Annotated in this window: 34 protein-coding genes and 1 pseudogene; 14 read left to right on the plus strand and 21 right to left on the minus strand. The window is 64.0% G+C overall.

All coding sequences use genetic code 11. The features are described 5' to 3' along the window. Positions 1-7 precede the first annotated feature (7 nt). Genes L1F06_RS15380 through L1F06_RS15395 form a run of 4 tightly spaced genes read left to right on the plus strand, consistent with a single transcriptional unit; the run spans position 8 to position 4,625 of the window. Entirely contained in the window at positions 8-2,758 is a 2,751-nt protein-coding gene (locus L1F06_RS15380) for a response regulator (protein WP_129482150.1), read from the plus strand. A 9-nt stretch (positions 2,759-2,767) separates the two neighbouring features. After that, on the plus strand, positions 2,768-3,763 hold the full coding sequence (locus L1F06_RS15385) for a 2-hydroxyacid dehydrogenase (protein ID WP_129482149.1): 996 nt from the start codon (positions 2,768-2,770) through the stop codon (positions 3,761-3,763). 27 nt (positions 3,764-3,790) lie between these two features. Then, on the plus strand, positions 3,791-4,222 hold the full coding sequence (locus L1F06_RS15390; protein WP_129482148.1) for a hypothetical protein: 432 nt from the start codon (positions 3,791-3,793) through the stop codon (positions 4,220-4,222). A 4-nt stretch (positions 4,223-4,226) separates the two neighbouring features. Further along, complete coding sequence (locus L1F06_RS15395; protein WP_096826170.1) at positions 4,227-4,625, plus strand: META domain-containing protein; 399 nt, start codon at positions 4,227-4,229, stop codon at positions 4,623-4,625. A 94-nt stretch (positions 4,626-4,719) separates the two neighbouring features. On the opposite strand, the gene dinB is transcribed toward L1F06_RS15395, so the two are convergent. The 3 genes from dinB to L1F06_RS15410 all read right to left on the minus strand — a co-directional run bounded on the left by dinB (position 4,720) and on the right by L1F06_RS15410 (position 7,622). Continuing rightward, positions 4,720-5,778, minus strand: coding sequence for a DNA polymerase IV (gene dinB, locus L1F06_RS15400; protein WP_129482147.1), 1,059 nt, complete (start codon positions 5,776-5,778; stop codon positions 4,720-4,722). A gap of 139 nt (positions 5,779-5,917) precedes the next feature. Then, positions 5,918-7,222 (minus strand): translesion error-prone DNA polymerase V subunit UmuC, encoded by a 1,305-nt coding sequence (umuC, locus tag L1F06_RS15405; protein ID WP_129482146.1) that lies wholly within the window; start codon positions 7,220-7,222, stop codon positions 5,918-5,920. Further along, on the minus strand, positions 7,185-7,622 hold the full coding sequence (locus L1F06_RS15410; RefSeq protein WP_003247020.1) for a LexA family protein: 438 nt from the start codon (positions 7,620-7,622) through the stop codon (positions 7,185-7,187). The genes umuC and L1F06_RS15410 overlap by 38 nt, the downstream gene beginning before the upstream one ends. 99 nt (positions 7,623-7,721) lie before the next feature. Here L1F06_RS15410 and L1F06_RS15415 point away from each other — a divergent pair, with 99 nt between their 5' ends. Further along, positions 7,722-8,417, plus strand: a complete 696-nt coding sequence (locus L1F06_RS15415) for an SOS response-associated peptidase family protein (RefSeq protein WP_129482145.1) — start codon at positions 7,722-7,724, stop codon at positions 8,415-8,417. Positions 8,418-8,494: 77 nt separating this feature from the next. On the opposite strand, the gene L1F06_RS15420 is transcribed toward L1F06_RS15415, so the two are convergent. Both L1F06_RS15420 and L1F06_RS15425 read right to left on the minus strand, forming a co-directional pair. Then, positions 8,495-9,391: a glycosyltransferase family protein gene (locus tag L1F06_RS15420; protein WP_129482144.1), complete on the minus strand. Its 897-nt coding sequence runs from the start codon at positions 9,389-9,391 to the stop codon at positions 8,495-8,497. 106 nt (positions 9,392-9,497) lie between these two features. Next, positions 9,498-9,764 carry a hypothetical protein gene (locus tag L1F06_RS15425; protein ID WP_129482143.1) on the minus strand — a complete coding sequence of 89 codons (267 nt, stop codon included), beginning with the start codon at positions 9,762-9,764 and terminating at the stop codon, positions 9,498-9,500. 189 nt (positions 9,765-9,953) lie between these two features. On the opposite strand from L1F06_RS15425, the gene L1F06_RS15430 reads away from it, so the two are divergent. After that, positions 9,954-10,412: an AcrIF11 family anti-CRISPR ADP-ribosyltransferase gene (locus L1F06_RS15430; RefSeq protein ID WP_129482142.1), complete on the plus strand. Its 459-nt coding sequence runs from the start codon at positions 9,954-9,956 to the stop codon at positions 10,410-10,412. Then, positions 10,409-10,615: a TrfB-related DNA-binding protein gene (locus tag L1F06_RS15435; RefSeq protein ID WP_129482141.1), complete on the plus strand. Its 207-nt coding sequence runs from the start codon at positions 10,409-10,411 to the stop codon at positions 10,613-10,615. Before L1F06_RS15430 ends, L1F06_RS15435 begins: the two co-directional genes overlap by 4 nt. On the opposite strand, the pseudogene L1F06_RS25010 reads toward L1F06_RS15435, so the two are convergent. From L1F06_RS25010 to L1F06_RS15445, 3 genes and pseudogenes are all read right to left on the minus strand, one after another. After that, positions 10,612-10,788 (minus strand): annotated as a pseudogene (locus tag L1F06_RS25010) (hypothetical protein); the annotation flags it as partial. The gene L1F06_RS15435 and the pseudogene L1F06_RS25010 sit on opposite strands and share 4 nt — an antisense overlap. Beyond that, on the minus strand, positions 10,712-11,182 hold the full coding sequence (locus L1F06_RS15440; RefSeq protein WP_129482140.1) for a hypothetical protein: 471 nt from the start codon (positions 11,180-11,182) through the stop codon (positions 10,712-10,714). The gene L1F06_RS15440 and the pseudogene L1F06_RS25010, both read right to left, overlap by 77 nt. Beyond that, the gene (locus L1F06_RS15445) at positions 11,179-11,625 is read right to left on the minus strand and encodes a structural protein P5 (RefSeq protein WP_129482139.1); all 447 of its coding nucleotides are present in this window, start codon (positions 11,623-11,625) and stop codon (positions 11,179-11,181) included. Before L1F06_RS15445 ends, L1F06_RS15440 begins: the two co-directional genes overlap by 4 nt. Positions 11,626-11,712: 87 nt before the next feature. Between L1F06_RS15445 and L1F06_RS15450 the strand changes: the two genes are divergently transcribed. Next, on the plus strand, positions 11,713-11,916 hold the full coding sequence (locus L1F06_RS15450) for a carbon storage regulator (RefSeq protein WP_129482138.1): 204 nt from the start codon (positions 11,713-11,715) through the stop codon (positions 11,914-11,916). On the opposite strand, the gene L1F06_RS15455 is transcribed toward L1F06_RS15450, so the two are convergent. From L1F06_RS15455 to L1F06_RS15515, 13 genes are all read right to left on the minus strand, one after another. Continuing rightward, complete coding sequence (locus tag L1F06_RS15455) at positions 11,899-12,357, minus strand: hypothetical protein (RefSeq protein ID WP_252576660.1); 459 nt, start codon at positions 12,355-12,357, stop codon at positions 11,899-11,901. The genes L1F06_RS15450 and L1F06_RS15455 overlap by 18 nt on opposite strands. After that, a complete protein-coding gene (locus L1F06_RS15460) occupies positions 12,357-12,794 on the minus strand; it encodes a hypothetical protein (protein WP_129482136.1) in 438 nt (145 codons plus the stop codon). Before L1F06_RS15460 ends, L1F06_RS15455 begins: the two co-directional genes overlap by 1 nt. Beyond that, a complete protein-coding gene (locus tag L1F06_RS15465; protein WP_129482135.1) occupies positions 12,795-13,655 on the minus strand; it encodes a hypothetical protein in 861 nt (286 codons plus the stop codon). It lies immediately after the preceding gene. Between the two features lies 1 nt (position 13,656). Continuing rightward, the gene (locus L1F06_RS15470; RefSeq protein WP_129482134.1) at positions 13,657-14,223 is read right to left on the minus strand and encodes a hypothetical protein; all 567 of its coding nucleotides are present in this window, start codon (positions 14,221-14,223) and stop codon (positions 13,657-13,659) included. A gap of 10 nt (positions 14,224-14,233) precedes the next feature. Beyond that, a complete protein-coding gene (locus tag L1F06_RS15475; RefSeq protein WP_129482133.1) occupies positions 14,234-14,413 on the minus strand; it encodes a hypothetical protein in 180 nt (59 codons plus the stop codon). After that, positions 14,403-14,975, minus strand: a complete 573-nt coding sequence (locus tag L1F06_RS15480; protein WP_129482132.1) for a hypothetical protein — start codon at positions 14,973-14,975, stop codon at positions 14,403-14,405. Before L1F06_RS15480 ends, L1F06_RS15475 begins: the two co-directional genes overlap by 11 nt. Positions 14,976-15,001: 26 nt before the next feature. Further along, complete coding sequence (locus L1F06_RS15485; protein WP_129482131.1) at positions 15,002-16,063, minus strand: hypothetical protein; 1,062 nt, start codon at positions 16,061-16,063, stop codon at positions 15,002-15,004. A gap of 8 nt (positions 16,064-16,071) precedes the next feature. After that, positions 16,072-17,826 (minus strand): hypothetical protein, encoded by a 1,755-nt coding sequence (locus L1F06_RS15490; protein ID WP_129482130.1) that lies wholly within the window; start codon positions 17,824-17,826, stop codon positions 16,072-16,074. Beyond that, on the minus strand, positions 17,823-18,269 hold the full coding sequence (locus L1F06_RS15495) for a hypothetical protein (RefSeq protein ID WP_129482129.1): 447 nt from the start codon (positions 18,267-18,269) through the stop codon (positions 17,823-17,825). The genes L1F06_RS15490 and L1F06_RS15495 overlap by 4 nt, the downstream gene beginning before the upstream one ends. Continuing rightward, positions 18,269-20,062 (minus strand): hypothetical protein, encoded by a 1,794-nt coding sequence (locus tag L1F06_RS15500; protein ID WP_129482128.1) that lies wholly within the window; start codon positions 20,060-20,062, stop codon positions 18,269-18,271. The genes L1F06_RS15495 and L1F06_RS15500 overlap by 1 nt, the downstream gene beginning before the upstream one ends. Positions 20,063-20,064: 2 nt before the next feature. After that, entirely contained in the window at positions 20,065-20,583 is a 519-nt protein-coding gene (locus L1F06_RS15505; RefSeq protein WP_129482127.1) for a hypothetical protein, read from the minus strand. Positions 20,584-20,624: 41 nt separating this feature from the next. Further along, positions 20,625-22,103, minus strand: a complete 1,479-nt coding sequence (locus L1F06_RS15510) for a hypothetical protein (RefSeq protein ID WP_129482126.1) — start codon at positions 22,101-22,103, stop codon at positions 20,625-20,627. Positions 22,104-22,249: 146 nt separating this feature from the next. Beyond that, positions 22,250-22,588, minus strand: coding sequence for a DUF3486 family protein (locus L1F06_RS15515; RefSeq protein WP_129482125.1), 339 nt, complete (start codon positions 22,586-22,588; stop codon positions 22,250-22,252). Between the two features lie 1,097 nt (positions 22,589-23,685). On the opposite strand from L1F06_RS15515, the gene L1F06_RS15520 reads away from it, so the two are divergent. From L1F06_RS15520 to L1F06_RS15545, 6 genes are all read left to right on the plus strand, one after another. Beyond that, positions 23,686-23,886, plus strand: coding sequence for a hypothetical protein (locus L1F06_RS15520; RefSeq protein ID WP_129482124.1), 201 nt, complete (start codon positions 23,686-23,688; stop codon positions 23,884-23,886). Beyond that, a complete protein-coding gene (locus tag L1F06_RS15525; RefSeq protein ID WP_129482123.1) occupies positions 23,883-24,524 on the plus strand; it encodes a hypothetical protein in 642 nt (213 codons plus the stop codon). Before L1F06_RS15520 ends, L1F06_RS15525 begins: the two co-directional genes overlap by 4 nt. Next, the gene (locus L1F06_RS15530; protein ID WP_129482122.1) at positions 24,521-24,970 is read left to right on the plus strand and encodes a hypothetical protein; all 450 of its coding nucleotides are present in this window, start codon (positions 24,521-24,523) and stop codon (positions 24,968-24,970) included. The genes L1F06_RS15525 and L1F06_RS15530 overlap by 4 nt, the downstream gene beginning before the upstream one ends. Continuing rightward, positions 24,963-25,292, plus strand: a complete 330-nt coding sequence (locus tag L1F06_RS15535) for a hypothetical protein (RefSeq protein WP_252576663.1) — start codon at positions 24,963-24,965, stop codon at positions 25,290-25,292. Before L1F06_RS15530 ends, L1F06_RS15535 begins: the two co-directional genes overlap by 8 nt. Next, complete coding sequence (locus L1F06_RS15540) at positions 25,285-25,569, plus strand: hypothetical protein (protein ID WP_129482120.1); 285 nt, start codon at positions 25,285-25,287, stop codon at positions 25,567-25,569. The genes L1F06_RS15535 and L1F06_RS15540 overlap by 8 nt, the downstream gene beginning before the upstream one ends. A gap of 299 nt (positions 25,570-25,868) precedes the next feature. Next, on the plus strand, positions 25,869-26,189 hold the full coding sequence (locus L1F06_RS15545) for a Mor transcription activator family protein (protein WP_177491079.1): 321 nt from the start codon (positions 25,869-25,871) through the stop codon (positions 26,187-26,189). The last annotated feature ends 17 nt before the right edge of the window (positions 26,190-26,206 follow it).

Consider the following 26,206-nt stretch of genomic DNA (forward strand, 5'->3'; position numbering starts at 1 on the left):
GAAAATCGTGTTCAAGGATCTAGGCATCAAAGGCCGCGTGCTGCTGCTCACCCTGCTACCCACCAGCCTGCTGGCACTGGTGCTGGGTGGCTACTTCACCTGGGTGCAATTGTCCGGTCTGCAGGCGCAGCTGCTGCAACGTGGCGAGATGCTGATAGAACACCTGGCGCCCCTGGCCGCCCCCGCCCTGCAGCAGCAGGACAAGGTACTGCTCGAACGCATCGCGCGGCAGTCGCTGGAACACCCGGACGTGCGTTCGGTGAGCTTCCTCGCCGCCGAGCGGGCGCCATTGGCGCACGCCGGACCGAGCATGCTCAACCCTGCGCCCAGCGATCAGCCGGGCATCAGCCTGCTCAGCGGCCAGGATGCCACGCGCTTTCTGCTGCCGGTCTACGACCAGCACCTGCTGGCCACCCGCTCGGCAGACAGCGAACGCAGCGCCCAGCTGCTCGGCTGGGTGGAGCTGGAGCTATCGCACCAGGGCACGCTGCTGATCGGCTACCGCAGCCTGTTCGCCAGCCTGCTGCTGATCGCCGGCGGTCTCGCCGTCACCGCCCTGCTGGCCCTGCGCATGGGCCGCAGCATCAACGAGCCGCTGCGTGCCATCAAGGCCGGCGTGGCCCAGCTCAAGGACGGCCATCTGGAAACCCGCCTGCCGCCGCTGGGCAGCCATGAGATGGACGAGCTGGCCGCCGGCATCAACCGCATGGCCGAGGCGCTGCAGAATGCCCAGGAAGAGCTGCAGCACAGCATCGAGCAGGCCACCGAGGACGTGCGGCAGAACCTCGAAACCATCGAGATCCAGAACATCGAGCTGGACTTCGCGCGCAAGGAAGCCCTGGAGGCCAGCCGCATCAAGTCCGAGTTCCTGGCCAACATGAGCCACGAGATTCGCACCCCGCTCAACGGCATTCTCGGCTTCACCAACCTGCTGCAGAAGAGTGAGCTCAGCCCGCGCCAGCAGGACTATCTGGCAACCATCGAGAAATCCGCCGACAGCCTGCTCGGCATCATCAACGAGGTGCTCGACTTCTCCAAGATCGAGGCCGGGCAGCTGGTGCTGGAGAGCATCCCCTTCAACCTGCGCGACCTGCTGCAGGACACCCTGACCATCCTCGCCCCCGCCGCCCACGAGAAACAGCTGGAGCTGATCAGCCTGATCTACCGCGACACGCCACTGGCCCTGCGCGGCGACCCGCTGCGCCTGAAACAGGTGCTGACCAACCTGGTCAGCAACGCCATCAAGTTCACCCGCGAAGGCACTATCGTCATGCGCGCCATGGTCGAGGACGAGAGCGTCGACAGCGCCCAGCTGCGCATCAGCGTGATGGACACCGGCATCGGCCTGTCCGACGAGGATCTGCGCGCGCTGTTCCAGGCCTTTAGCCAGGCCGACAATTCCCTCAGCCGCCAGGCCGGCGGCACCGGCCTGGGCCTGGTGATCTCCAAGCGCCTGATCGAACAGATGGGCGGCGAGATCGGCGTCGACAGCACCCCGGGCGAAGGCTCGGAATTCTGGATCAGCCTGAGCCTGCCGAAAGCCCGCGACGATGCCGACGACCTGCCGCGTACGCCGCTGCAGGGCCGCCGCGTGGCGGTGCTGGAAAGCCACGAACTGGCCCGCCAGGCGCTCACCCACCAGTTGGAAGACTGCGGTCTCGAGGTGGAAAGCTTCGCCGGCCTGCAGCCACTGCTCGAGGCCGTGAGCCAGCAGCATCAGCACGAACGGCCGCTGAGCCTGGCAGTGCTCGGCATCACCGCCGAGCAGTTGCCGCCCGAGGCGCTGGCGCAACACATCTGGGACCTCGACCGCCTTGGCTGCAAGACCCTGGTGCTGTGCCCGACCACCGAACTGGGGCTGTTCCACGAATCGCTGCCCGATGCCTACACCCAGCTGCAGGCCAAACCGCCGTGCACGCGCAAGCTGCACAAGGCGCTGGTCGAGATGCTCTGCCCCCAGCGCGGGCCCGGCGAGCCCAGCGCGCCGGTCAACGGCCGCAGACCGCAGATTCTCTGCGTCGACGACAACCCGGCCAACCTGCTGCTGGTGCAAACCCTGCTGGACGATCTCGGCGCCCAGGTCACGGCCGTGGACAGCGGCTTCGCCGCCATCGAAGCGGTGCAGCACGGCAGTTTCGATCTGGTGTTCATGGACGTGCAGATGCCGGGCATGGACGGCCGTCAGGCCACCGAGGCCATCCGCCAGTGGGAAGGCGAACAGGGCCGCAGCGCCACGCCGATCATCGCCCTGACCGCCCATGCACTGGCCAACGAGAAGCGCACCCTGCTGCAAAGCGGCATGGACGACTACCTGACCAAACCGATCAACGAGCGCCAGCTGTGCCAGGTCATCCTCAAGTGGACCGGCCTGAGCCTGCGCAACCAGCCCGCACACAAACCCGTATCGCCCGCCCCGGCGCCCTCGCAGATCAAGGTGCTCGACGCCGAGGAAGGGCTGCGTCTGGCCGCCGGCAAGGCCGATCTGGCCGCCGACATGCTGAGCATGCTGCTGGCCGGCCTGCCGGGTGATCGCCAGGCCATTCGCCAGGCTCGCGATGCCGGCGAACGCACTGCGCTGATCGAGCGCGTACACCGCCTGCATGGCGCGACCCGCTACTGCGGCGTGCCGCAACTGCGCGCCGCCTGTCAACGTAGCGAAACCCTGCTCAAGCAGGATGACCCGGAGGCTCAGCGCGCGCTGGACGAACTGGACGCAGCCATCGCCCGCCTCACCGAAGCCACGGCCCAGAGCGCCTGAGGACTCGCCATGCGCATCTGTCTGTTCAGCAGCAAGCCCTATGACCGCGACAGCTTCCTCGCCAGCGCACGCCCGCAAGACTGGCAGCTGCAGTTCCACGAGACGCGCCTGACCGCGGCCAGTGCCGCGCTGGCCGACGGCTGCGAGGTGGTCTGCGCCTTCATCAACGATGATCTGTCGGCACCGGTGCTGGAGCGTCTGGCGGCGGGCGGCACACGCCTGATCGCCCTGCGCTCGGCCGGCTACAACCATGTTGACCTCGCGGCAGCGCAACGCCTGCAGCTACCCGTGGTACGCGTGCCGGCCTATTCGCCGCATGCGGTAGCCGAACATGCCGTGGCGCTGATCCTGGCGCTGAACCGGCGCATCCACCGGGCCTTCAACCGCACCCGCGAGGGGGATTTCTCGCTGCACGGGCTGAGCGGCTTCGACCTGCACGGCAAGACTGTCGGGGTGATAGGCGGCGGCAAGATCGGCCAGGCGTTCGCCCGCATCATGCATGGCTTCGGCTGCCAGGTGCTGGTCTACGATCCGTTCCCGCTCGCCGGGCTCGATGCCATCGGCGCGCGCCAGGCGCCATTGGACGAGGTGATCGGCCAGAGCGACATCCTCAGCCTGCACTGCCCGTTGACGGAGGCCAGCTACCACCTGATCGATGCCACTCGCCTGGCGCAGATGAAGCGCGGCGTCATGCTGATCAATACCGGCCGCGGCGCGCTGGTCGACACCCCGGCGCTGATCGGCGCGCTGAAAAGCGGCCGGCTCGGCTACCTGGGCCTGGACGTGTACGAAGAGGAATCGGAACTGTTCTTCGAAGACCATTCCGACCTGCCGCTGCAGGACGACACCCTGGCCCGCCTGCTGACCTTCCCCAACGTCATCATCACCGCGCACCAGGCCTTTCTTACCCATGAAGCCCTGGCCGCCATCGCCCGCACCACGCTGGACAACATCGCCGCCTGGCTCGCCGGCAGCCCGCGCAATGAGGTCAAGGCCGGCGCGTGATAGCATGCCGGCTGATCCGGAGGACCCATGGCCGAACACGATTTCCGTTATTCCCTGCTCAACCCGCAACACACCCTCACCGAATGCCGCGCCCTGGCGCCGGGCCGCTATCAGGTCACCGGCAACGGCGGCTCGATCCAGGCAGGTGACGCGCTTCTGGTCACCCTCAAGGGCAGCCGCGACCTGCACATGCGCCTGGAGGTGGAAAAGGTCCGCCATCTGATCAACCCGCCCGGCCAATGGCTGGCCGTGTGCAAGGGCCCGCAGTTCAAGGAACTGGCCATCCACAACTGGCAGGTGAACTGCGACGGCTGCGGCAAGCAGCTGGACTTCGAATTCGCCGTCGATGCGGCGCTCGGCAAGGCGGCGCAAGCCCCGGCCGCCGAGGCCCGCATCGCCGAGCTGGGCTGGCGCAACGACGCCGGCCGGCATCTGTGCCGCAACTGCCAGGAGGCCTGAAACCATGCATCGCACCCTCCCCTTCGCCCTGCTCGCCGCCGCCCTGACCGGCTGCGCCAGCGACGCACCGCAACTGGAAACCGAGCGCAGCTACCGCGTGGAATGGATCGGCGAACGCCCGCTGATCGACCGCAGCCACCTGACCGTCACCTTCGCCGCCGACGGCCGCGCCCATGGCCATGCTGGCTGCAACCACTGGTTCGCCGGCTATTCGCTCAAGGGCGACGCGCTCAGCTTCGAGCCCGCCGGCAGCACCCGCAAGATGTGCGCACCAGCGCTGATGGAACAGGAGCAGCGCTTCCTCGCGGCGCTCGACGAGGTGCAGCGCTGGGACTTCAACGGCATTGGCCAACTGCAGCTGTGGCCGGCCAGCGGCAAGCCGATTCGCCTCTGGGCGGAGTGACACGACGCTCGCCCTACAGGACGCACTCTGTTCCTGTAGGAGCGGCTTCAGCCGCGATAAAACCTCGCGGCTAAAGCCCCTCCCACAAGGGCAACTAGGCGAACAGCTCCAGCTGCTCCTGCCGGCCGCGCAGATCGTGCAGCCTGACCCCCAAGCCGAGCAGGCGCACCGGCTTGTCGCCACGGGCATAGGCACTGGCCAGCAACTGCCGATAACTGTCCAGATCGCGGCTGGCCCCCGCTTGCTCCAGTGTGGTCTGGGTAAAGTCGTGAAACTTGACCTTGACGAAGGGCTTGTCCGGCCGGTAGCTGGAATCCAGGCGCTGCAGGCGGCCGTTCATCTCCTCGAGCAGCGCCGGCAGCTTCTCCAGGCAGGCTTCCAGATCGGGCAGGTCCTGATCATAGGTATGCTCCACGCTCAGCGACTGGCGGCGGCTGTCGACCTTGACCTCGCGCTCGTCGATGCCATGGGCCAGACGCCACAGGCGTTCGCCGAAACTGCCGAACTCGCGCACCAGCGCCAGCTTGTTCCATTCCCGCAGATCCAGACAGGTGCGAATCCCTAAGCGCGTCAGCTTGTCCGCCGTGACCTTGCCGACCCCGTGCAGCTTGCTTACCGGCAACGCCGTGACGAACTCGTCCACCTGATCGGGGGTGATCACGAACAGCCCGTTGGGCTTGCGCCAGTCGCTGGCGATCTTGGCCAGGAACTTGTTCGGCGCCACCCCGGCCGACACCGTGATGTGCAGCTCCTGCGCCACGCGCCGACGAATCTCCTGGGCGATGCGCGTGGCGCTGCCGGCGAAATGCGGCGAGTCGCTCACGTCCAGATAGGCCTCATCCAGCGACAGCGGCTCGATCAGATCGGTGAACTGGCGAAAGATGCCGTGAATCTCCCGCGACACCGAGCGGTACACCTCGAAGCGCGGTTTGACGATCAGCAGGTCCGGGCACAGCTTCAACGCATGCCGCGACGACATCGCCGAGCGCACACCATAGGCGCGCGCTTCATAGTTGCAGGTGGCGATTACCCCGCGACGGTCCGCCGAACCGCCGACGGCCAGCGGACGATTGGCCAGGCTCGGGTCGTCACGCATCTCGATGGCGGCGTAGAAGCAGTCGCAGTCGATGTGGACGATTTTTCTTTGCTTCATAACGTATTGATTTAAAAGGACACCAACAAAGAAAACCGTCTATCTATACCCGCTCTGATACCCGCTTTTTTTGACGCTGCATTCTGCCCGGGTTTGCTCGGCTTTCGCCTGCAAATCATCCGACGAGCGGCGCACCATGTTACCCGCCTACAGACCAGAGAGCATCGACATCCGTCGTATAACTCCGACTCATCATCTCCCGCTTCATCCCCCATCCTGGCGCCGGCGGCACGACTCCCGGCCGCAGCGTTCCCCTGCCCCACTTCGCATTCACTGCATCCAGCACCGCCATGACCTGGCGGGAGGCCTCGGGCTGGGTCGGCGCAAACAGGTCGTCGGTGTACTCGCCGCGCTGGCAGAGATCGAGCAGCAGCACCTCTGCCTTGCTGAACGCGAAGCCGGGCCGGTAGATCTGTTCCAACCCGGCCAGGGCGGCATGGGTGATCAGCCGGGTATCGTCGCTGGGGTACGGCAGCTCGCACATCACGCCGCGCGCGAACTTGGGTTCATCCGGGTTGAACATGCCGGTGCGGATGCTCACCCGCACCCGCTTGCACACCGAGCCCTGCGCGCGCAGCTTCTCGCTAGCCCGGGCGGCGTAGGTGGCCACCGCCTCGCGTATCGGCGGCAGCTCGTGCAGGCGCTTGCCGAACATCCGGCTGCAGCAGATCTCCTGCTTCGGCGGCGCCTCCCCATCGAGCTCTAGGCAAGGTATGCCGCGCAGCTCGCGCGCAGTCTTCTCCAGCACCACGCTGAACTGCTTGCGCAGCGTCCAGGCATCAGCCGCAGCCAGGTCGGCCGCGGTCTTGATGTTCAGCTCGCCCAGCCGGGCCGTCAGCCGGCGCCCAACACCCCACACCTCACCGACCGGAGTGGCCGCCAGCAGCTTCGCGCGGCGCTCCGGGTCGCGAATATCGACCACCCCACCCGTCTGTTTCTGCCAGCGCTTCGCCGCGTAGTTGGCCAGCTTCGCCAGCGTCTTGCTCGGGCCGATCCCCACGCCGGTCGGGATGCCGGTGCACGCCAGCACCTGGGCGCGTATCTCTCGCCCCAGCGCATCGAGGTCACCCAGCACGCCCGTCAGCTCAGCGAAGGCTTCGTCGATGCTGTACACCTCCAGCGCCGGCACCAGCCCCTCGATGACGGTCATCACCCGCTCGCTCATGTCGCCGTACAGCGCATAGTTGGAGCTGAACGCCATGCCGCCGGCCGCCTCGAACGCCTTGCGGATCTGGAACCACGGCTCGCCCATCTTGATGCCCAGCGCCTTGGCCTCGCTGGTGCGGCTCACCACGCAGCCATCGTTGTTCGACAGCACGACGATGGGCACGCGCGCCAAGTCGGGACGGAACACCCGCTCGCAGCTGCAGTAGAACGCATTGCAGTCGATCAGCGCGAATACGCGATCAGCCACAGTGGCGCCCCTGCCGGCACAGGCCGACATAGACGCCCCATACCTGAAAATCTTCAGCCTCGAGCACGTAGCGCGGCGCGTATTTGGGATTGGCCGACAGTAGGATGACCTGGTGCTGGTCACCGCCCATGATCTTGAGCAGCGGCTCGCCGTTGACGCACGCAATCACCACGTCGCCACGCCTGGCCTTGGCCGCTTTGTCGATCAGCACCAGGTCGCCGTCGAGAATGCCCAGGCCCTGCAGGCTGTCGCCGCCTACGCGTGCCAGATAGATCTGCGGACGGTGCAGGCCGAACAGTTCGTCGAGGGAGATACGCTGCTCGATGTGATCCTGGGCCGGGCTGGGGAAACCCGCCGGCACGCTGGGGAGGAAGTAGGGAATTTCGGCGCCGCCGGTAGCGACAGGGCCGAGGATGCTGACGCTGGCCAAGGGTATTACCTAAACTAATACTGTATAGATAAACAGTATTTGCATTGACAGGCGCGCCGTCAATGCCATGCTCAAGGCGAGCGACAGGAGGAACAGAGGATGTGCGGAAGGTTTGCCCAGTACCGAAGCATGCGCGACTACCTGCGCGAGCTCGACAGCGAGCAGGACGCCATGAGCGGCTGGGAGGGCGAGCCAATCCAGCGCTACAACGTCGCGCCAAGCACCCAGGTGCAGGTGCTGCACAGCACGGGCGGACACCTGGTGGTGGCCGAGGTGAAGTGGGGATGGGCGCCAAACTGGGCGCGAGGGAAGATGCCACCGCCGATCAACGCCAGGCTGGAGAAAGTGGCCACCGGCAAGTTCTTCAAACAGATATGGCCCCACCGCGCGCTGGTGGCCGCTGACGGCTGGTTCGAGTGGGTCAAAGACGAAGACAACCCGAAGATCAAGCAGCCCTACTTCATTCGCCTACGCAGCGGTGACCCGCTGTTCTTCGCCGCCATCGGCAAATTCCCGCCGGCCGGCGGCGAAACCGACGAAACAGACGGCTTCGTGATCATCACCGCCGATGCCGAGGGCGGAATGGTCGACGTGCATGACCGGCGCCCGGTCGTGCTCAGCCCCGAACTGGCCCGCGAATGGATCGACCCCGCCACCACCGAGCACCGCGCCGAAATGATGCTACTACACGAAGGCACACCGCCCGAGGCGTTCGAGTGGTTCCCTGTCGACAGAGCAGTGGGGAACGTGCGGAACCAGGGGCCAGAGCTAATCAAGGCCACCTCAGGGAAGTGAGAGATTTGGCGTTACTTCATCCAAAGAATACTGTAAAACCCGCCAACAATAAGTGAGGGCTTAGATTCTGGCACCTTCTATTTAAAAAGGCGCCACCAACTTTTTTTCACCTTATTGTCAGGCTCTTCCTCCCAACCTTTCATCCAATTTTCATAATTGCCTTCTAAAGGAAAGAGACCCTCATTCTCCTCAAGTGCAGCGATCTTCCTAACTGGACGCGCCTCCCCAGATACCGCCGCAAAACGACCAGCAACCTTAGACCCCTGCAAGGTTATACACTCAGCAAGCTTTCGAGCAAAAAAAAGCACATCATCAGTGTAAGTCGCAATCCCTTCCAGAGCTGAAACATACTCATTATGAGTAACGCCCTTGACAGGCAAAGCGAGGTAGTAATGCTCCGCCTTGAAGCCAATAGGTAAGGTTCCGCTTTCAAACATCTCCAAGATATCGTTGTACCGCACGATCATACCGTTAAGATTTTCAACGGCATCTGCCAGGGCAACCATCGACTTGACGCCATTGGGCGATACGCTAACTTCCTTGAGAACCATAATCCGCAGTTCAGCGACTGGAGGCTTTATGAGCTGGAACTTCAAGTGATCCATTTTTAATATAAATGGTTCACCTTGGACGTTAGCTTTTTGATGCTTTTTAAACTGCTCTAAATCTGACTTATGCTTATTTTGAACAATCAATACGTGCTGCTTCTTGAATGCACCAGCCACATCCATTATTGAAGCACACAATGTCAGCGCAACATCGGCACTGCGAAGTTCTACTAAAAGCTCATCTCTTAACTTTGTATTCCTGGCAATACGGCCTGCCATCCATGCACCAAAGCCTGCGCCGAAGCCTGCACTAATTAATGCCCCGCCCAATTCAATAGCATCGATTCTAGGGAGACTATCCAACCAAGGCAGCAACGGAGTAGCAGCTGTATAAATACCGTTAACCGGCCCCCATAAATCCGCCATCGCAATCCCTCACACTAGAGAAATATTCATTCAATACACATAAAAATTACCATAACGGCAAAATGGCAATTCTCAGTACGCGCAATCTATAAATCTTGCTAGACCGTCAGCTGTCGGACTCGTACGCCGCAACACCCTCGCCAAACGAGATCCACTCCGACTCAGGCGCCGAAGCCTCGCGCATGATGAACAGCTCGACAGGCTTCCCGGCAGCCGGCTCGGCCGGCCTGACTCGCGCGAGGCGGTGCGTCTTCACCCCAATGGTGTACGAGCTTTCAGCCCGGTGGAAATCCCACAGCCCCCAGCCGCCAGCCTCACTCAACTTACGCTCAAGCTTGATCGGCCTCTTGCCGTTCACCCGGATTACCAGCACGGCAACACCCCTTCGAGGAAGAAAGCCCGCAGTCTACCCCAACGGACCTGAAACGCCGGGCACAAAAAAGGGCGCCCCCAGGCGCCCTCTTCAACTACCGACGAGCGGTATTCTTCTATGCTTGATTAAAGCTCTAGAGCTTTATATATTGAGACCCATGGAAGGCGAACAAGCCGCAGGAGAAGAACCATGCAACTCACCCACACCAGCCCCGCTGAAATCACCAAGATCGACACCCTCGGCCGCTACGGTGAGTTCCTGTTCTTCTCTGCAGGCGAATACGTAATGACCGCTGGCAGCCATATCGCCTACACCATCGAACTGGATGACGCTGCCGTGATCCGCGCCGGCGCCCTGTTCTACCATGAGGGCGCCGAGAAGCTGGCCGGCCTGGTCGCCGAAGTGGCCGCCCGTTTCGACATCGACGAAGACACCGCCGAAGCGCTGATCGAGGAAAGCAAATCCATCTACGACATCAACAGCAACGTCGACGTCGAAGACATGGCCGAAGCCTCATGGGATATTCAGCACTACACCGCCCGCGCCGCTAAGCTGCTTGGCTTCCGCGGTGTCGCAGTCAGAGACGAACAAGGCACCGCCTACCTTGTTGATATGCTCGGCCGGGAAGCCGATCTGGTGAAAGCATGACCGCCCAGCAGTTCTCTGCCCTAGCCGAACTACTGCGCATGCGCGAGGGCGCGAGCAAGGCGGCGGCGCGCCTGGTGCTGGTCGATGGAATCACCCCGGCCGAGGCAGCGCGGCAAGTCGGCACCACCCCGCAGGCGGTCAACAGCGCGCTACGCAGCTGCGAGCGCGGCCTGGCGCTTGCGCGCATTGCAGCCGGGCTCTAATCCCGCTGCACCCCCTGCCTCTCAATGCACGCCAGCACCTGCCCGGCGCAACTCAGCAGCGCGGCGTCGGCCGCGTCCAGGGCTTCGCCCCACTGCTCATTGACCAGCACGGGTGGGCGGTACGGCAGGCGGCACGGCACCAGGCTGCACTCCAGGCGGGGCGGCGTAGGCGGCGGGGTCGGTGGTTTCGGGGCGCTCGTACAGCCGGCCGAGAGCAGCAGGCACAGCACCAGTGAGATAATCGGCGACGGCTTTGTCATTGCGTTTCAGCTCCGCGAGGGCAGCCGCGTGGGCGGCGTGGTTACGGGCTACCGCCTGGCCGAGCTGCTGCATGCGCCGCTCGATCTCTGCCAGATCGCCCAGGGTTTTCTGCTGCTGCGCGAGCACGCCCGCCTGCAGTTCGATCAGCTGCTCTGCCTTACCCAGATCGGCCTGGGCCTTGTCAGCGCGGCGAGCCTCGATGTCGATACGCGGCGCCATGCCCCACCAGACAACGCCGGCGGCAAGCGCCATGAGCAGCAGCACGCCGCCAGCCTTGGCGGCCAGCTGGTACTGGGTGGGAATCATGCCAGCGCCCTCCGCACACCTTCGTCGATCACCTCGGCGCGATACGGCTGGCGGCCGTTCTCGTGCTTGATGATCTCGACCACCAGCGCACGCAGCACCGGCCGCTGGCGTACGTCGATGACGGTATCGGATTTCACGCCGAGCGCCCTGGCGACGGCGGAAATGTAGGCCTCGGTATCGTTTTCGTGGCCAGGCGCCCAGCGGTTAATGGTTTCGCGCACGGTGTCGATGCCAGGGCCGCCGACGCCGGGCATACCATCCTTGCCGCGGTAGTTGAGCAGCAGCTTGCCGAGGGCGCGGATGCCATTTTCCGGCGTGTCGAAGCGGGCAAAGCGCGGCCGAGCCACCCCAAGCTCCAGGCCGAGCTGGCCCTGCCAGTTGTTGCGCGGATTGAAATCGATGTTGCCGGGGTTGTTGTTGCGGACGCCGCGTGGTGTGGACATTGGCTTTCTCCAGGCACAAAAAAGCCCGCACTCGGCGGGCTTGGTCTAGGATGGTTTGGGAACTACTACTGCACGGAGGCAGGCGACATGGCATTGACACTTACACGACGCCCGGGCGAGCGGTTGCTTCTACGGCTAGAGCCGAACGTCACGCCAGAGGAGCTGCAGGAGCTCATCGGCCGCGGCATCATGATCGAGCTCGGTGAGTTCAATGGCGATCAGGTCAAAATCAACATCAGTGCACCACAGGCTGTGGCGATAGTTCGCGGCGAGCTATTGCGAAATCGCTAGGCGACCAGATGCCAACCAAGCACACAACTGCCCCAGCGTCGCCGGGCTGTAGCTCGGCGCGTTCGGTAGACCGAGGGCGTTCGCGCACCACTCGCTGCAGAATTGCGCATGCCGCACAGGGCGATTGAGGTTGAGGAACTGCGAAAGAATCAGTGAAGGCCAGCCGTAGCGGTCGTCATCGCTCGCCGCGAAGTACTCCACCACCCTATTAGCGTCAGCCCAGCGCAGATCGACCAAGTCCCAATGCTGAGAGCGAAGGTCAATCTCTCCTGCGCCGAAACCGACCGGCTTGCTGCGAACGCCCTTGTCCATGACCGAGGAGCTGTAGCAGACGCCATCTACCACTAGCTCGCAGTGACTGTAGATGCTGCCTGTCCACCAACGAATGAACACATTGCCGACCTGGCCATGACCCTTGTACAGAGCGAGATGCACAGCCATCATTCGATCCCCGCTGCCGTGATGAACAGGTCGTCGATCTGCGCAGCTCCCAGGCCTAGCGCGCCACCAATCGCCATGACGAAAGGCTTGTCTCGCCGCACCACCTGGCTGTACTCCCACTCGATACGCGCCGCTGTGCGAGCCGGTTCTGGCAGCTGATCGATAGCCGGATCTACCTGATCAAGCAGACCCGCGGCGTGCAACGCTAGGCGTGCTTGACGCATCGTCACAACTTCGGGGACCTGCACCGGCACGGGCTCTGCCTCATCCACCCAGTGGCCAGCAAACCACTCGCCGGTCGGTGGGTTATAACTGGCTCCGACGTAGCGAGGCACGCCTATCGGCTGCGGCACCGGGTCATCAGTCCAATGTTCTGCATAACCGCCTTCCGGCAGATCGCAGATGAAGTAACCGAGGTTGTCGAGTTCGTGTCTCATCTATGCCACCGGGAAAGAAAAGTCCAGGGTGAAGGTCAGCGTGCCAGTGGGGGCCGTCCCGCCTGTTGCCTCGCCAGCAGCCCATGTAGCCTGGACAACGCCACCCGTATCAATCGAGAAGCGGAACGGCTGACGCTGGTTATTTCCAGCACCAAACATTTCCCCCAAGGACTGCTGCCCCGCACTCGGGCGATACCCAGTAGGCAAGGTGAAAATCGTCAGGGCCAGCGGAATGGCTGCACGGCTGACTTGGCCGGAGACATAGCAGATACCCCCAACCCTCCTGTACCTAAGCGGGATACCACCGAACGAGAAGCTGTTGACCAATGTCGGCGTTTGGTTACCCGTGTCGGATATACGCGCGTCCGGCAAGGTACCGGCCGCGAGGTTGCTGGCGTTCAGGGCGGACAGGCCTGCGCCGCTTCCATTGAACTGAGCGGCAGACAGCTGCCCGCCGAACGTGACAACACCGCCGGCCGCCGTGACGTTGATGTAGGCCGAGCCGTCGAACCAGGCATGCCTGAAGTTGCTCGTCGCCCCAGCGTCACTCAATCCGTACCAATGCAGGCGGGAGAAATTCGTCGCATCGTCTCTAGCGTCGGCTCGCTGCAGCGCAGCGTCACTCGCCGATACACGCCAACCGAACACAGCGTTCGTGAACGCGTCGCCGGTTAGTAGCCCGCCAGCCAGCGGCAACTTTGTGTCGTCCGGCACCGCATTCGGGGAATAGGCCACAACCAGGCCCGCGCCGTTCGTGACGTACAGGGTGTACCCGGCACCAGAGCGCACGAAATATAAGGCGTCCGGCTCCAGCGGGTCCGGCAGCGCCGCGACGACCTTGTGAACCTTGAGGACGGCCATATCACCAGTTCACTCCATCCCACTCGGTTGGGATGGGCTGGCCGCCATAGCGCAACAGCCCGCCCGACTCACTGAAACCGTCGAGGGTCGCCTTGTTCGCATGGGTGTGGCTCTGCGAAACGGCCGTGTCGATCTGCGCCGGCGTGCTGCTCGGGCCGTTCTGGATCGCCGACCATTCCAGCACCACGTCCATGCTTTCGTACTCCGCAATCTTGTAGGTCTGCACGGTCGAGTGGGCGTATGCGTATAGCGCCGACCCGGCATTTACAGTCGGGTCAGCGCTGGCGTCCACGACAAGGATCATCGCATTGCGTTCCAGCGTGGCGATCAGCGCATCACGCGCGGCGATATCCGCGACGATATCGACGGCGTTCGCCTCCACCTCAAGCTCGGCCAACGCGGCGTTGATCAGCGCGTTGACCATCGCACTGTTGCCGATGGCGCGCGCCACGCCCGCACCGTTGGTCAAGTAGGACTCGGCATAAGTGCCGTTCTCGACGTAGTAGAAGCTGTCCGGCTCCAGGGAGCCCGGAAGCGTTGAGACCTTGAAGTACTTGATCAGAGCCATGCTCATCACCTCACCATTGATTTTCAGTCCACTCGACGGCACCCGTACCGTCACGCCCTGGCGGCCCCTGCTCGCCCACCGTCGTGCTGTGCACCTCGGGCTGCTGCAGGCTCACCAGATACTCGCGCTCGACCTCGCCCGACTCGATGTCGGGGATTTCCAGCACGGCCAGGTAGGCGTCAGCATCCATTGCGGCACTCCTGCTGCGGCCCGCCGCGGTAGTAGCGGGTCACGGTGCCGTCGCTGAACGTCACGTCGAGCGTGTACTGCCAGACGCCGGTCAGCAGCGCGGTCTGCGCGGGCGTCAGCTCGCGGGTGATGGTGCCCGGCGCTGGGCTGGCAAGGCCGGCACCGACACTGAGCGTGAGCAGCTCCTGGCCATCACGGATGAAGCGCATGGCCACCGAGGCGCCTGCCAGGTCTACCGGCAGCTTGTACACCAGCTCACCGCCGCGCGGCTGCAGGCCGGCTCCGGACAGCGCGTTGATTTCCAGCGTCTCAGCATCCAGCCGCTTGGCACGCCAGGGCAGCGCGTTGCGCGGGTCGCGGTTGAGGTCGGGCATGCCGTTTACACCGCGCACCCACACCGGCCAGTCACCCGCCAGCCCATGCTGGGTGGTCAGCCGCACGCCGCTCTCGCTCGCGTCGATGCTGGTGATCGGCAGGTAGATGAACTCCGGCTGCATCAGCCGGACGGTGTCGCGGTACGTTGTGCCCGGAACGACGGACAGGTCTACGCAGGCCGGCTGCATGCTGGCTACTCCTGTAGTTGAATGGGTTACTGCAATGCAGCCCAGGCGGCGAACCGCTTCACCTGCAGCGTGCGCGGCGTGGTGCCGGCGGTCTTGAGCATGCGGGCGCTGAACGACAGCGCGCCGCTGTCTTCGTCGATGCTCGACAGAGGGATCGTCGCCAGCGTGGTCTTGCCAGCGGCGCCCCAGCTGGTGCGGCTGGCGACCTCGACCTGGCCGTCGGCGACGATCAGGTTCAGCACACGGTCGAACGTGCCCATGGACACGCTGGTGTTCACCGTTACCTCGCTGCCGCCGCTGTAGTAGTGCACGGTCAGGTTGCCGCTGTTCTCCAGCCGGCGCTGCCGCAACATGATCGAGCCCAGGCCCGGCACCGTGAACTGCACCTCCAGCTCGAAATCCTGCGCCGCGGTGGGCGCGGACGGCAGGCGCAACAGTGCCCGCGCGTCCGCGCTGGCGAGCTGCGCGCGGGTCACTTCGGCCGGTTCAACGTAGCCGGCTGCCTGGCCGGGGGCGGCAGTGAGGGTGATGTCGCCAGCGGCAGTGGTGCCGGTGCTGATGCTCAGCACGCCCAGCAGCTGCTGCACGCCCACGCCGTCGCCCTCGCCGTACACGCCAACGTAGCCGTCGGCGATGTCCACCTGGCCATCGCCGCCCATGGTCACGTAGGGCGCCCAGGTGAAGAGACTGCCGAAATCCACGCGGGCATACGCGCCAACTGCGTCCGCCGCCCAGAACAGGCTGCTGCCCTGCCCCGCCATGCCCTGCTCCAGGCGCCAGACGAAGTTGGCCGGCGTCCACGCGGCGGCCTCCAGCTGCTCCAGCATGTCGCCCAGCACGCCGGCCGTGATGCTGCAGTAGATCCAGCTGCCAGCCGGCCACTCGGCATCCTCGGTGCCCTCCAGGCCGCGCTGCAGCGTTGCAGCGCCGTCTACCACGACCGCCTGCACATGCTCGTACCGCGTTGCATCCGCGCCGCGGCCATCGCTCAGGGTCAGCCGATAGGTGCCGTACGGCAGCGCCAGGGCCAACCCGGTGGCACCCTGGGCCAGGGCCACCTGCTGGGCGTAGTTGTTGATGAAGTCCATGGGCGTCCTCAAATGAATGACACCGGCGTGCCGCCGATGTTGTCGGTTACCAGGTCATGAGTCAGTGGGTGATACGCCGCCCCGGAACTGGCCGAGAGAATCCCGCGCGCCTCGGCAGTGGCGTGCGGCCAGGCCACGCACATCTCGCGAATCTGCGTCACGCCCTCGATGACCTCCCGCTCGGAGATGCTCATGCCATTGCCAGCCCGGCCCGCTTGATAGAACACCGGCGAGACGTTCAGCCCAATCGTGTCGGCGTCGCGCTGGTCGGTCCCAACGGGCACCTCCCCGGCGTACTGCGGCGCGGCCGGGCCGGTGGTCGTGCTCGGCGTCGTAACCCACTCGCGCGGCCAGGGGCCTCCCAGCTCCTGAGTGGCGACGGTCGGCACTGACACACCCGCCGCGTTCAGCAGCAGCGGCAGGGTGTAGCCACCGCCCTCGCCGACCGTGCCGAACCCGCGAATGTCGCTCACCCCCTCCTCGGCGCTGTACAACGCGCTGAAGCACCAATCCACGCCTGGCGCGACGGGCGCGAGGGGGATGACGTGCACCGCCGAGTAGTGCTTCGCGCTGAGCGCCTCCATCACAGCCACACCGTTACGGGTCAGCCGCACGGTGCGCTCGATGCGCTCGCTGATCGTTCGGGAAACCTCGGCCGCAACGGGGGTAATCACCTCCATCGGATAGCCGATCACACCCACCAGGGCGCCTGGGGCAGACGATGCAGTGGCCGTCAGCGCCCCGCTGGCAGAGCCTGCCGGGCTCGGCATCGAGAACGTGTAACGGTACTGTGTGTCGTACGCGAACTGACAGAGCACATCGGCGTGATCAAACGCCAGGCCGATCACGCGGCCGGTTCGCCCGGAAACCACCTCGCCGCTACCCTTGCGGTACGTGGCGTAGGACGCAAAGCCGACGGTGCGCGCGGCATCCACCTCTACCAGCCCAGCCAGCGTGGCATTAACAGTGCCGCCGCCGATGGGGAATATCGGGAAACCCTCGGCAGTCGTGTCGTGCCCCGAGATGTTCGCCTGCGGCAACATCGCGCGGTTCTGGTACAGGCTGGCGGCCGAGCTGATGCCGGGGTGCGTCGTGTTCCACTCCCCGCGCACCGCGACCTGGCTCAGCTGCACCGACATCGCCGCGCCGAGCTCATCGTCCACGTCGGAGATATCGATCCGCAGGAAGCCTGTCGGCAACCCGCCGCCGACCGGGAACAGCCGCAGCAGGGCGACGCTGCCGGTGCTATTGATCGTCTCGAACTCGATCAGCCGGAACGCCGTGCCCTCCTGCTGAATGTCCGCGATGCCGGCAATCAGCTCCACAGGTTCGGCAGGTGCCTCGTCGAGATAGCCGAACGGCCGGCAGTCGAGCGTCACACTGTACGGCTGACCGGCGCGTGGCTGCGGCAGAATGCCGGGCCGGATCACCCAGCGCACCCCATCGCTCGCGAAGTAAATCCAGCCGCCGATGTTCTGCCCGAACAGGCGCCACTCCGAGAGCAGCAGCGCGTAGTTCTGCCACACGCGCCCCTGCGCCCGCTCCTCGGCAAGCTGCTCAGGCGTCAACGGCACCTCGGCTACGCCCGGCATCCGCACCAGCTGTAGCGGCCAGGCGTTGGACGGCAGCGTCCCGGCCATGGGCCAGGGCACGTCATCAACGAAACGGCGATAGCCGAGCACCGAATCGAACCGCACCAGGCCATGCGCCGTAACACCGAACGCCTCGGTCTCGTCGAGCGGGTGGTTGTGGCTGTCGATCATGGCGCTGGCGGCTCCGCGAACTGCTGTTTCACCACGGCCGAGTTGGCGTCCTGCTGGGTGATTTCCTTGATCGGGCGGATGAGGAAGCTCAGCAGCCCGTCGACGGACGTGACCACCCGCCCAGGCCAATACAGGCGCGTGCTGTAGTCCGTCTCCACAAGCGGGCTGGCAATGCCGCCGCCGGCACCAGGGTTGACGGCGGGCGGCACGTAGTTGCCGCGGCCCTTCTGCGCAGCCAGGCCGCCGCGCGGCTCGATGCTGCGCAGGGCGCGCCGCTGTTTCGGCGGGCGCACCACGGCATTGATGTCGTCGACCTGCTGCTCGCCGCGGCGGCGCGCGATCATGGCCTCGCCAATGGCCTTGCGCTCCGCGGCCGCCGTAGGCTTGCGTGCTTCTTCGATGCCCTTGCGGATCTGCGCCCGCTGCTGTGCCAGCGTCGTCATCAGCTCAACTCCAACAAGTCATTGGGAATCGCGACGCGGTAAACGCCCTCGATGGGCACCACCAGTTCGTCGCGCTGCTCGGCAGGCACCTCGTCGGCCGTGAGCTGGAAGCGCCGCGGGAAGCCCTCGCTGACGCCATCGCCCACCGACCAACTGCCGCTGAACCCGTCCAGCTCGTCGTCGTACACCTCGCCGCGCCCGCCGATCTGCGTCGGCAGGTTGTCGGCAATCGGGTCAGGCGGGGGCGGCTCTGGCTGCGGCTCAACGCTGAACGCGGGCGGCGTGAGCGGGTCGCTCACATCACCACCGCCGCGCATGAGCGCAACGGTCACGCTGCACAGCGCACCGCCGCCGCCGTGGTCGAGGCGCCACTGCAGGCGCTGGACCTTGCCCTGCGCCCTCACGCCCTGGTCGTCCACCCGGGCGGTGTGCGACAGGTCAATGCCATGCACCCAGCCGGCGGGCGCATCCCAGTTCGCGGTCGTCCCGCGATGGTCACCGATGATGGTGGCCACCGCCTGGTGCAGCAGCACGCGCAGGCCAGCCTGCCGGCGCGCCTCATCGCGCACATCGGTGTGCCCGCTCACGCCGTCATCCGCTGGGCGGCCCGGCGTGGCCGAGCCCTGGTAGCCAGGCCGCGGAATGCCGTTCGAGCTGCCGCCGACCGCCGGCGCGGCGGTGTTCACGCCGAACGCCGTCGCCTCCCACCGCTCGGCCAGCTCGCTCTCGATGTCGATGGCCACGCTGTCGCGCTGCACCAGCTCCCCGGCGGCGGCAATCGAGGCATCGGCCCGCACGTCCAGCGTGTATTTCTCAGTGACCGGCTGCGCCCAGCGGCGCGCCGCCACCAGCGAGAAGCCCAGCAACTGGTCGTTGAAATTGTTGTTCCAGCCCACCGGCGGGTCACACCAGATGCCGCTCGGCAGGGTGCGATACCAGGTGGCGCCGCTCAGCAGCTGCTGGCCGCTGTCGGTGACGGCATCGAGGATCATGTCGACGGTCGGCAGCTCGGTGGAATCGAGAAACCAGGCGCAGAAGCCGCCCTCGCCGCCCATGCCCTCGGTCTCCGGGTGCTGCCAGTGGTAGGGCTTGTTCAGCTGCCGCAGGCGGCTGAAGCGGTAGTCGCCCTCGATCAGCACGCGGTTGGTCTCGCGCTTGTCCTCGCTGAACCCTACGACGACAGTGTCATAGATGGTCGCGCCGTCGCCGAACACGAAGTCGGGGCTGCTCTTGGCATACCAGCTGGTCACACGCGGCGCGCCGTAGGCATCGCAGTCGAGCGAGGCGGTGCGCGTGCTCATGCGCTCCTGGGCGTAATCCCAATGGCTGCGCCCCTCAACCGGCTCGAACACGTCCTCGGACCACAGCCCATCCGTCAGGTCGTCAACCTCATCGATGGGCAGCGCCTCGACCTCCTCCTGCAGCTGGTCGCTGCAGGTGCAGGTCAACGTGCGGTCGGTGCGGTTCCACACCGGGTCAACGATGCGGCCGGTGAACAGCCGGCTCTCGCCCAGGTTGTCGATGTAGTCGATGGTCACCTCGCGCCTGCGCCACTCCAGCGGCAGCACCGGCCCGGCGGGCAGACACAGGGCGAACTGCGCAACGCGGGCGGCGCCCTCCTCGGCGTCGACGGTCACCTCGCCGGTAATGCGCGACGACCAGTTCACACCGGACACGATCACCCGGCTGGCCCACACAATCGCATTCGGCCCGCCAACAACCACCGGCTCTGCTGCGGCACCCGGCAGGCTGCCCAGCGGCGCGCCGCCGAGCAGATCATTACCCAGCAGCATGGCTATACCTCTTCGAACGTGACGGACCAGCTGTGCGGCGTGGCGCTATTACCACGGCTCACGCCCTTGCTCGACAGCTCGGCAAAGACGGTGATCTTTGGAAACCAGCTGATGCTGTAAAGCGTTGCGCCAGGTATCGGTGTTGCTGTAGCAACGCCTGCTGCCACAACGCACGGGGTCTCCAGCCACTCGCGGCCGACCAGCGCCAGCGCCCACGGGGCATGGTCAGCGCGAGGCTCGCTGCTCAACGCCACTGCATTGGCAGTGCCGGTGATGGTCTCCTGCTGCACGCTCAGCAGCTCCAGCGGCTGGCTGTAGTCCAGGCCGTCAAGGCCTGGTGGCATCCAGCCAGAGCCGACTATCGTCCCGCTGCGCTTGCCCGACCAATGCGTCATCTGCACCGCGTCACCATTGCCCATGCGCACGCGCGCCTTGCCGCTGAGCGGCTCGCTGCTCAGATCAGGCGCCCCGGCGTGCAGCACAATAGGCACCCCGCCGAGGATCAACATCGGTAGAGGCATTCGAGGCTCCATAAGAAAGAAGCCCGCGCGAGGCGGGCTGGTCAGTCGTGCGTTCGGCCGAACTTGAGGCGGGCCAGCTTCAGGTTCTCGGCCTGGCTGATCGGCACGGAAACCTGCAGAGTTTGTCCACCAGGCAGCACGATGTTCATGTCACCCAGGAACTCCCTCCCCCCGCCGGCCAGTTGCTCCTGCAGGGCCGGTGACAGCGAGGGGATGGAGGGAGCCGGAACATTCCCAAGAATCCCTCCTGTGGCGAACCGAGGAACACGCAAGCTATTGAGCTGATGAATGAGGTCAGCGCCGTAGTGCTTCACGGCACGAGCATTCACGATCCCCTCACCATTGGAACCCCACATCAGGATGCTGTCGCTGGTTCCGGTACCAGGTCCACGCAGGATGCCTCCGCCGGCGAAGCCTGGGATCGCCGGCGGCTCGGCCGGCGAACCGGCCAGGGCAGGCATAGCCACTCGCACCGGCAGCACGATCTCCGTTTTCCCCAGCTGCTCGGCCAGCATCTGGATCTGCGTACGCACCTGCTCCAGCGTTTCGTCGTCGGTTTTCACCGACACCGGGATATCCTTCAGCTGCTTGGCCTGATCCTTCAGCGAGGCTATCTCGTCGCGGATAGCCTGCAGCTTCGCCTCAGCATTGGTCTGCTCAATGTCGTTGGCGGCCAGCTCGATCGCCTGCAGCTCCTTGATAAAACCTTCGAAGCCATAGGTGTTCTCGCCGGCTGCGGCCAGCTCCTGCAGCATTTTCAGGGCGGCCTGTGCCTGGCGCTGCGCGCCCTCCACATCGCCAGCCTGGAGTGCCTGCCGAGCGCCAACCTTGAGCGATTGCGCGGCGCCATAGGAGGCTTGCCCACTGCCGCCGAGCGTTGCCAGCGCCTCCTGATACCGCTGCTCGATTTTTAGTCGGTCGGCGCGAACCTTCTCGATATCGCTGATCGCCTTCTTCTCAGCGCTGACCAGCTTCTTGGCCGCTTCCTCGGCGGCCTTTACCTGGCCGTCACGGGCTTTGCCCAACTCGCTGATGTACTGCCGATAGTTGGCAAGATCGGCAGAGCGCTGGCGTTCGGACTCCTTACGGCGCTCTTCCTCGAGGTTGCGCTGCTCGGCATTCATGCCGGTCTGCTCGGTCACCAGTAACTCGCGCATGGCCACCAACGCTTGCCGCTGCGCCTGCAGCTCCTCTTTCGAGTACCACAGGCCCGCCAGGGTGCGATTCAAACCAGTGCCGGCCAGACTGCGGTCGATGTCTTTGATCTGCTGATCGAGCTTATCCAGTTCAGTGATAGATCCGGTTGCGTTGGCAGCAATGAAGCCGATGCGCTGACCAAGGTCCACGAACTCTGAACCGCCCTGAGCGGCTGTCGAGGCCAAAGTGACGAGCGCGCTGGCCAACGACACCAGGTTGTCCATCACAACAGGGTCAGAGATGACCCGGGTCAGCTCCTCGATGGCACTGACCAGCGGCTTGGTGTCGGCTTTGCCAATGGCCTCCTCCCAGGCGTTGTTCAACCGGGTTAGCGCATCACCGACGGTGTGCAGGTGTGAGAAAGATCAGAGGGGAAAAGCGCGGTAATTGTGGGACTTATTGGCCTTGGCTGGGTCTTATTGGGATAGGAAGTGAAAAGGCGTTGCCGAGGGGGAAACGCCTTTTCGGGTTACTCGGAAGCCTGCGAGTCGACCCAGATCAGTAGCTCCTCGGCGGTGTTCAGTAGGTCGACTTTATCACCGGGTGTGCTGACTCCAGCGGCAACCATCAAGCAGCCCAGACGGATCGATTTGGCGTCGGTCGGCTCTGCGGCATCAGCCGTGACGTGCTGTTTGGCGTCATGAGCTTCCAGGAAGCGGTATATCGAAGAGCGGGACACCTGATGCCCGAGGTCGGTCAGCCACGCGGCGTGATCGTCGAGGGTCAAACCGGGCTTGTCGGCGCGGCGGGTCAGCAGCTCTTCACGGATTGATCTGGGTAGGCGGTTCAAGGCGAAGGGGCGGCCCATGGTGTGTTCCTCTTGGCTGTGGTGCTGCCATGAGCGCATGCCTGGGGGGCGTTGTCGTTTTGTTCCGTCAACAATCGCAAGGCTTGGAAGGGGTGGCTGGGCTGCTACCTGGAGGGCTTCCAAATTGGTCGGCTGTTTGGATGGGGTGGCGGTGGTGGGCTGGGTAGGCCTTCCAACTGCTAATGGATTAGCGGTTTTTCGTGTGTAAAAGCCCGTATTTGCTGGCCGGCAGCGCGAGGAAACCGCTAATGCTTGGCGGTTCTTTCAGTGGATCAAATGGGCCGTCATCGGCCCATTTGATCAGCTTGAAACTGAAGACGGTTTTCAGTTCGTAAGCCGCGACGGTCGCGGTAAAAGTCGTAATGGGTTACCAGTTTTGCGGAGGCTGGTTCTTTAGTTTCAATGAGTTATGAAAACCAAAGTGGGTAACGGTTAAGACTTACGGCATGCAAACCTCGACGGTCGCGGTTAAGACGGTCTTCAAAACTCCGCACGGTGCGGGTTTAAAACCCAAGACGGTCTTGGGTCTGATTAGAGAAGGCCCCGCGTGGGCGGGCCCGCGCGGGTGAGTAGATCCAAGACGGTCTTGACTAAAATCCCGCACGGTGCGGAAAACACCAAACCGTTTGGGGTGCAGTGGGGGCAGCACACCGTTATGGGGGACTGACGAAGTCGGCAATTTTTCCGAACCGTTCGGAGTTTTCAAGATTGAGAGTCCAGCTTTTTCAAAGGGTTAGGTGATTAGCGAACTCCGAACCGTTCGGCTTTCTGCTTACTTCGGCAGTTTCCTAGACGCCAAACGGTTTGGAGTTTTCTAGGTGCAGTGTTGCCCTGAGCAACTGTCGATGCTAGCCTTCGCTTGCTGCCGCAAATTCGGCAGCCGGGTGTGCAAGCCCGAGTAAGCAAAAGGCGCACAAGCGCCACCGTAGACCAGCAGGCGCTTTTTTTGTGCCCGTTGTTCGCTCCTATGGTGGCTGTGTGTGGGAGGGCTTCGGCCCTGCCGGGTTCCTTTTGCCCCGGTCTTGCACACCCGCACACAGCCGCCACCCATCATGTGCAAGTGATGCCGGCGGTTCCTCAGCAAAAGGAGCCACACCATGGCGAAATCACACGCCCCCAATCCGTCCGCGACTGCGGACCGGATCGCTGCTCACCGGGCAATGGCACTTGCCGCCCTCCGCGCCGACTCAAGCCTATCCAGCCGTATGAGCCGGTACAACCACCATATGAACTGCGCCCGCTCCCTGGAGCTGATCCTTGGCCTGGCTCGCGCTCTGCGCGCTGGGGGTGGCCAATGACCGATATCGAACTGCTGTTCACATCTGTGGTTTACAGCATTACCCTACGGGTATTGGGCCTTGGTGGTCGATCTTTTATGACCGCCGAAGACTTAGCCGCTGTGCTGGAGTACCGCACTGCTGGCAGCATCACTACTGTCTTCAGTCGTCATAGAACCGCTCTTGAACCATTGAGCATCAAGGCTAGGATCGACGGCGTAGGTCATGCTGTACGCCTATTCGACGAAGCCGGCGTGCGCTACATCTGCCAGTACAGCAAGCGCCCTGGGGCCATTCATCTGCTGCAATGGCTCGACGCTGGCGGCATGAAGATCGACCAGCAGCCACCAGTCCCTGAAGTCGAGACGCTCCCCGTCGAGGACGTCGAGCTACTGCCGCCGCCTCGACACGTGCCGAGCTTGCGCCTGGTGCCGCGTGGCCCTGACCCCATGCAGCAGCTCCTGGAGCGCGAGAAGGCGTATTGCCGCGACCTGGTGAAGACGTTCCTGCGCTACTGCGAATCCGAGGAGGTGGACAAGCTGACGGGCATGATCGATGGGCAGATCGATCACCTGCTGGAGACGCGCTATTGCCCCGGCCTGAACGCCGCCCGCTATGAGCTGTATCGCAAGTATTGGATGCAAGGGGGTGCGCAATGAGCACCATCATTCAGTTCCCCAGCATTCGCCCAGCGGTCAATTGCATCGCGCTGGCCGGCGAGCCGGAGTATGTGACGGTGGTTGAGTACGGTGAACAGTTGTTCGTGACGGATCGGCAGTTGGGCCTGGCTTTGGGGTACGTCGAGCCGCTGGCAGCCATCGAGCAGTTGTGCGCCAAGAATGGTGATGAGCTGGGTTCGTTCCTGATCGACCTGCATCAGGCTGAGCCGGAGGGGCGGACGCGGGTGCGCGTGTTCGACCTGGAGGGCGCCATGCGTATCTGTAAGCTGGCCAGGACGCCGGCTGCCGCAATGCTCTATGCGCGCCTCGGTGGTCGGGCTATCGCCGAGTTCGTGGTGGTGGATGCTGGGCCGAAGGCGCAGGTGTTGCCTTTTCCGAAACGCAAGAAGGCCCGCAAGCCGGGCAAGGGGCGCCGTCATGGTTAAGCTTGAGTTGCTACCGGCTGATTCTCAATCTGGCTGCGAGGTGCTCTACTTCGATGCCGGGGCGAGGCCTACGGACTTGTGGGAGTGCGCGAATAGGCGCCTGGTTGCAGTCCGGGAGCTACTGGAGACGTTGAGCGAGTATCGCAATGCGGCCAACCTCGACGGCTTGCCAGTGGTGGCTGACGCTTGCTCGCTACTGATGAGCGATGCTCAGGGCATGATGAACGCGCTGTTCACCCACCTGCGTGATTACGAGCTAAGCAAGATTGGTGAGTATGGGAAGATCCCCGGCGCCACTACAGGAGAGCCGCGACATGACTGACAAAGCCTGGATGAAGGCCGAGCTGCTGAAGGCCACCGAGAGCCTGATCGACATGGCCAGCGAGTCAGAGCTTAAGGTTCTGGGTGAGCTGATCGGCTTGCAGTTGCTCAAGGCCTGTTTCATTCGCCGGGCTGGTGCGCTGGGCATGACTGCTGAGCAGTTGGAGAGCGTCCGGCTCGACATCGAGGAAACTCAGTGCAAGGTGATGGAGCTGGTAAAGCTCCTGGACGAAACCAACGCCAACGCGATCCAGGCCGTCACCGCGCCGAAGCACTGACTCTGCCGCGTCACCTCAAGCGCCCTGCGGGGCGCTTTTTTGTGGGCGCTCGATAGCGGCGCTACCTGCGTTCTCGGCGCATGCCCTGGGGCGAGTTTATAAACGCCCAAACAGGCCGCTCCTGGCGTTTTCTGTTCATTCCCCAGCACTGATGCCGGTTTTGCGTTGCTCACGCTGTAAGGCGCGTTCTGGCGTTTGGGCTCTCTCGCCTGCTGGCAATGTTTTTGCCGCGTCCAAATTACCCAGATGTTTTGCCACGGCAAATATGGGCCTGTATTCATACATTGATGGGTGACGAGATGTCTTACAGCTACCGAATGACGGTGCGGCGCCATGATCTGTTGGTCGATGTTGCTGATCGGACGATGGTAATTCTGAAGCGCTACGGCCTCGACGACGGCAAGGCCCAGGAGGCCGCAGACTGCGTGGTTGACGACTTGGTTGAGAACTGGGGGGGGCAGTGCATCACGGTACCCAAGGATATGAAGTATCGGAACGCCAAGCGGCGACAGGCCATCGTCGATGCGTTCGATGGGGGCAACCATTCGGAGTTGGCCACTCAGCACGGGCTGTCGGTCAACGCTGTTTACAAGATTCTGAAGCGCGCACAGGCCAAGTAGGCCAGCCACGAGAGGAT

The organism is Pseudomonas hydrolytica, from assembly GCF_021495345.1.
Classification (GTDB): domain Bacteria; phylum Pseudomonadota; class Gammaproteobacteria; order Pseudomonadales; family Pseudomonadaceae; genus Aquipseudomonas; species Aquipseudomonas hydrolytica.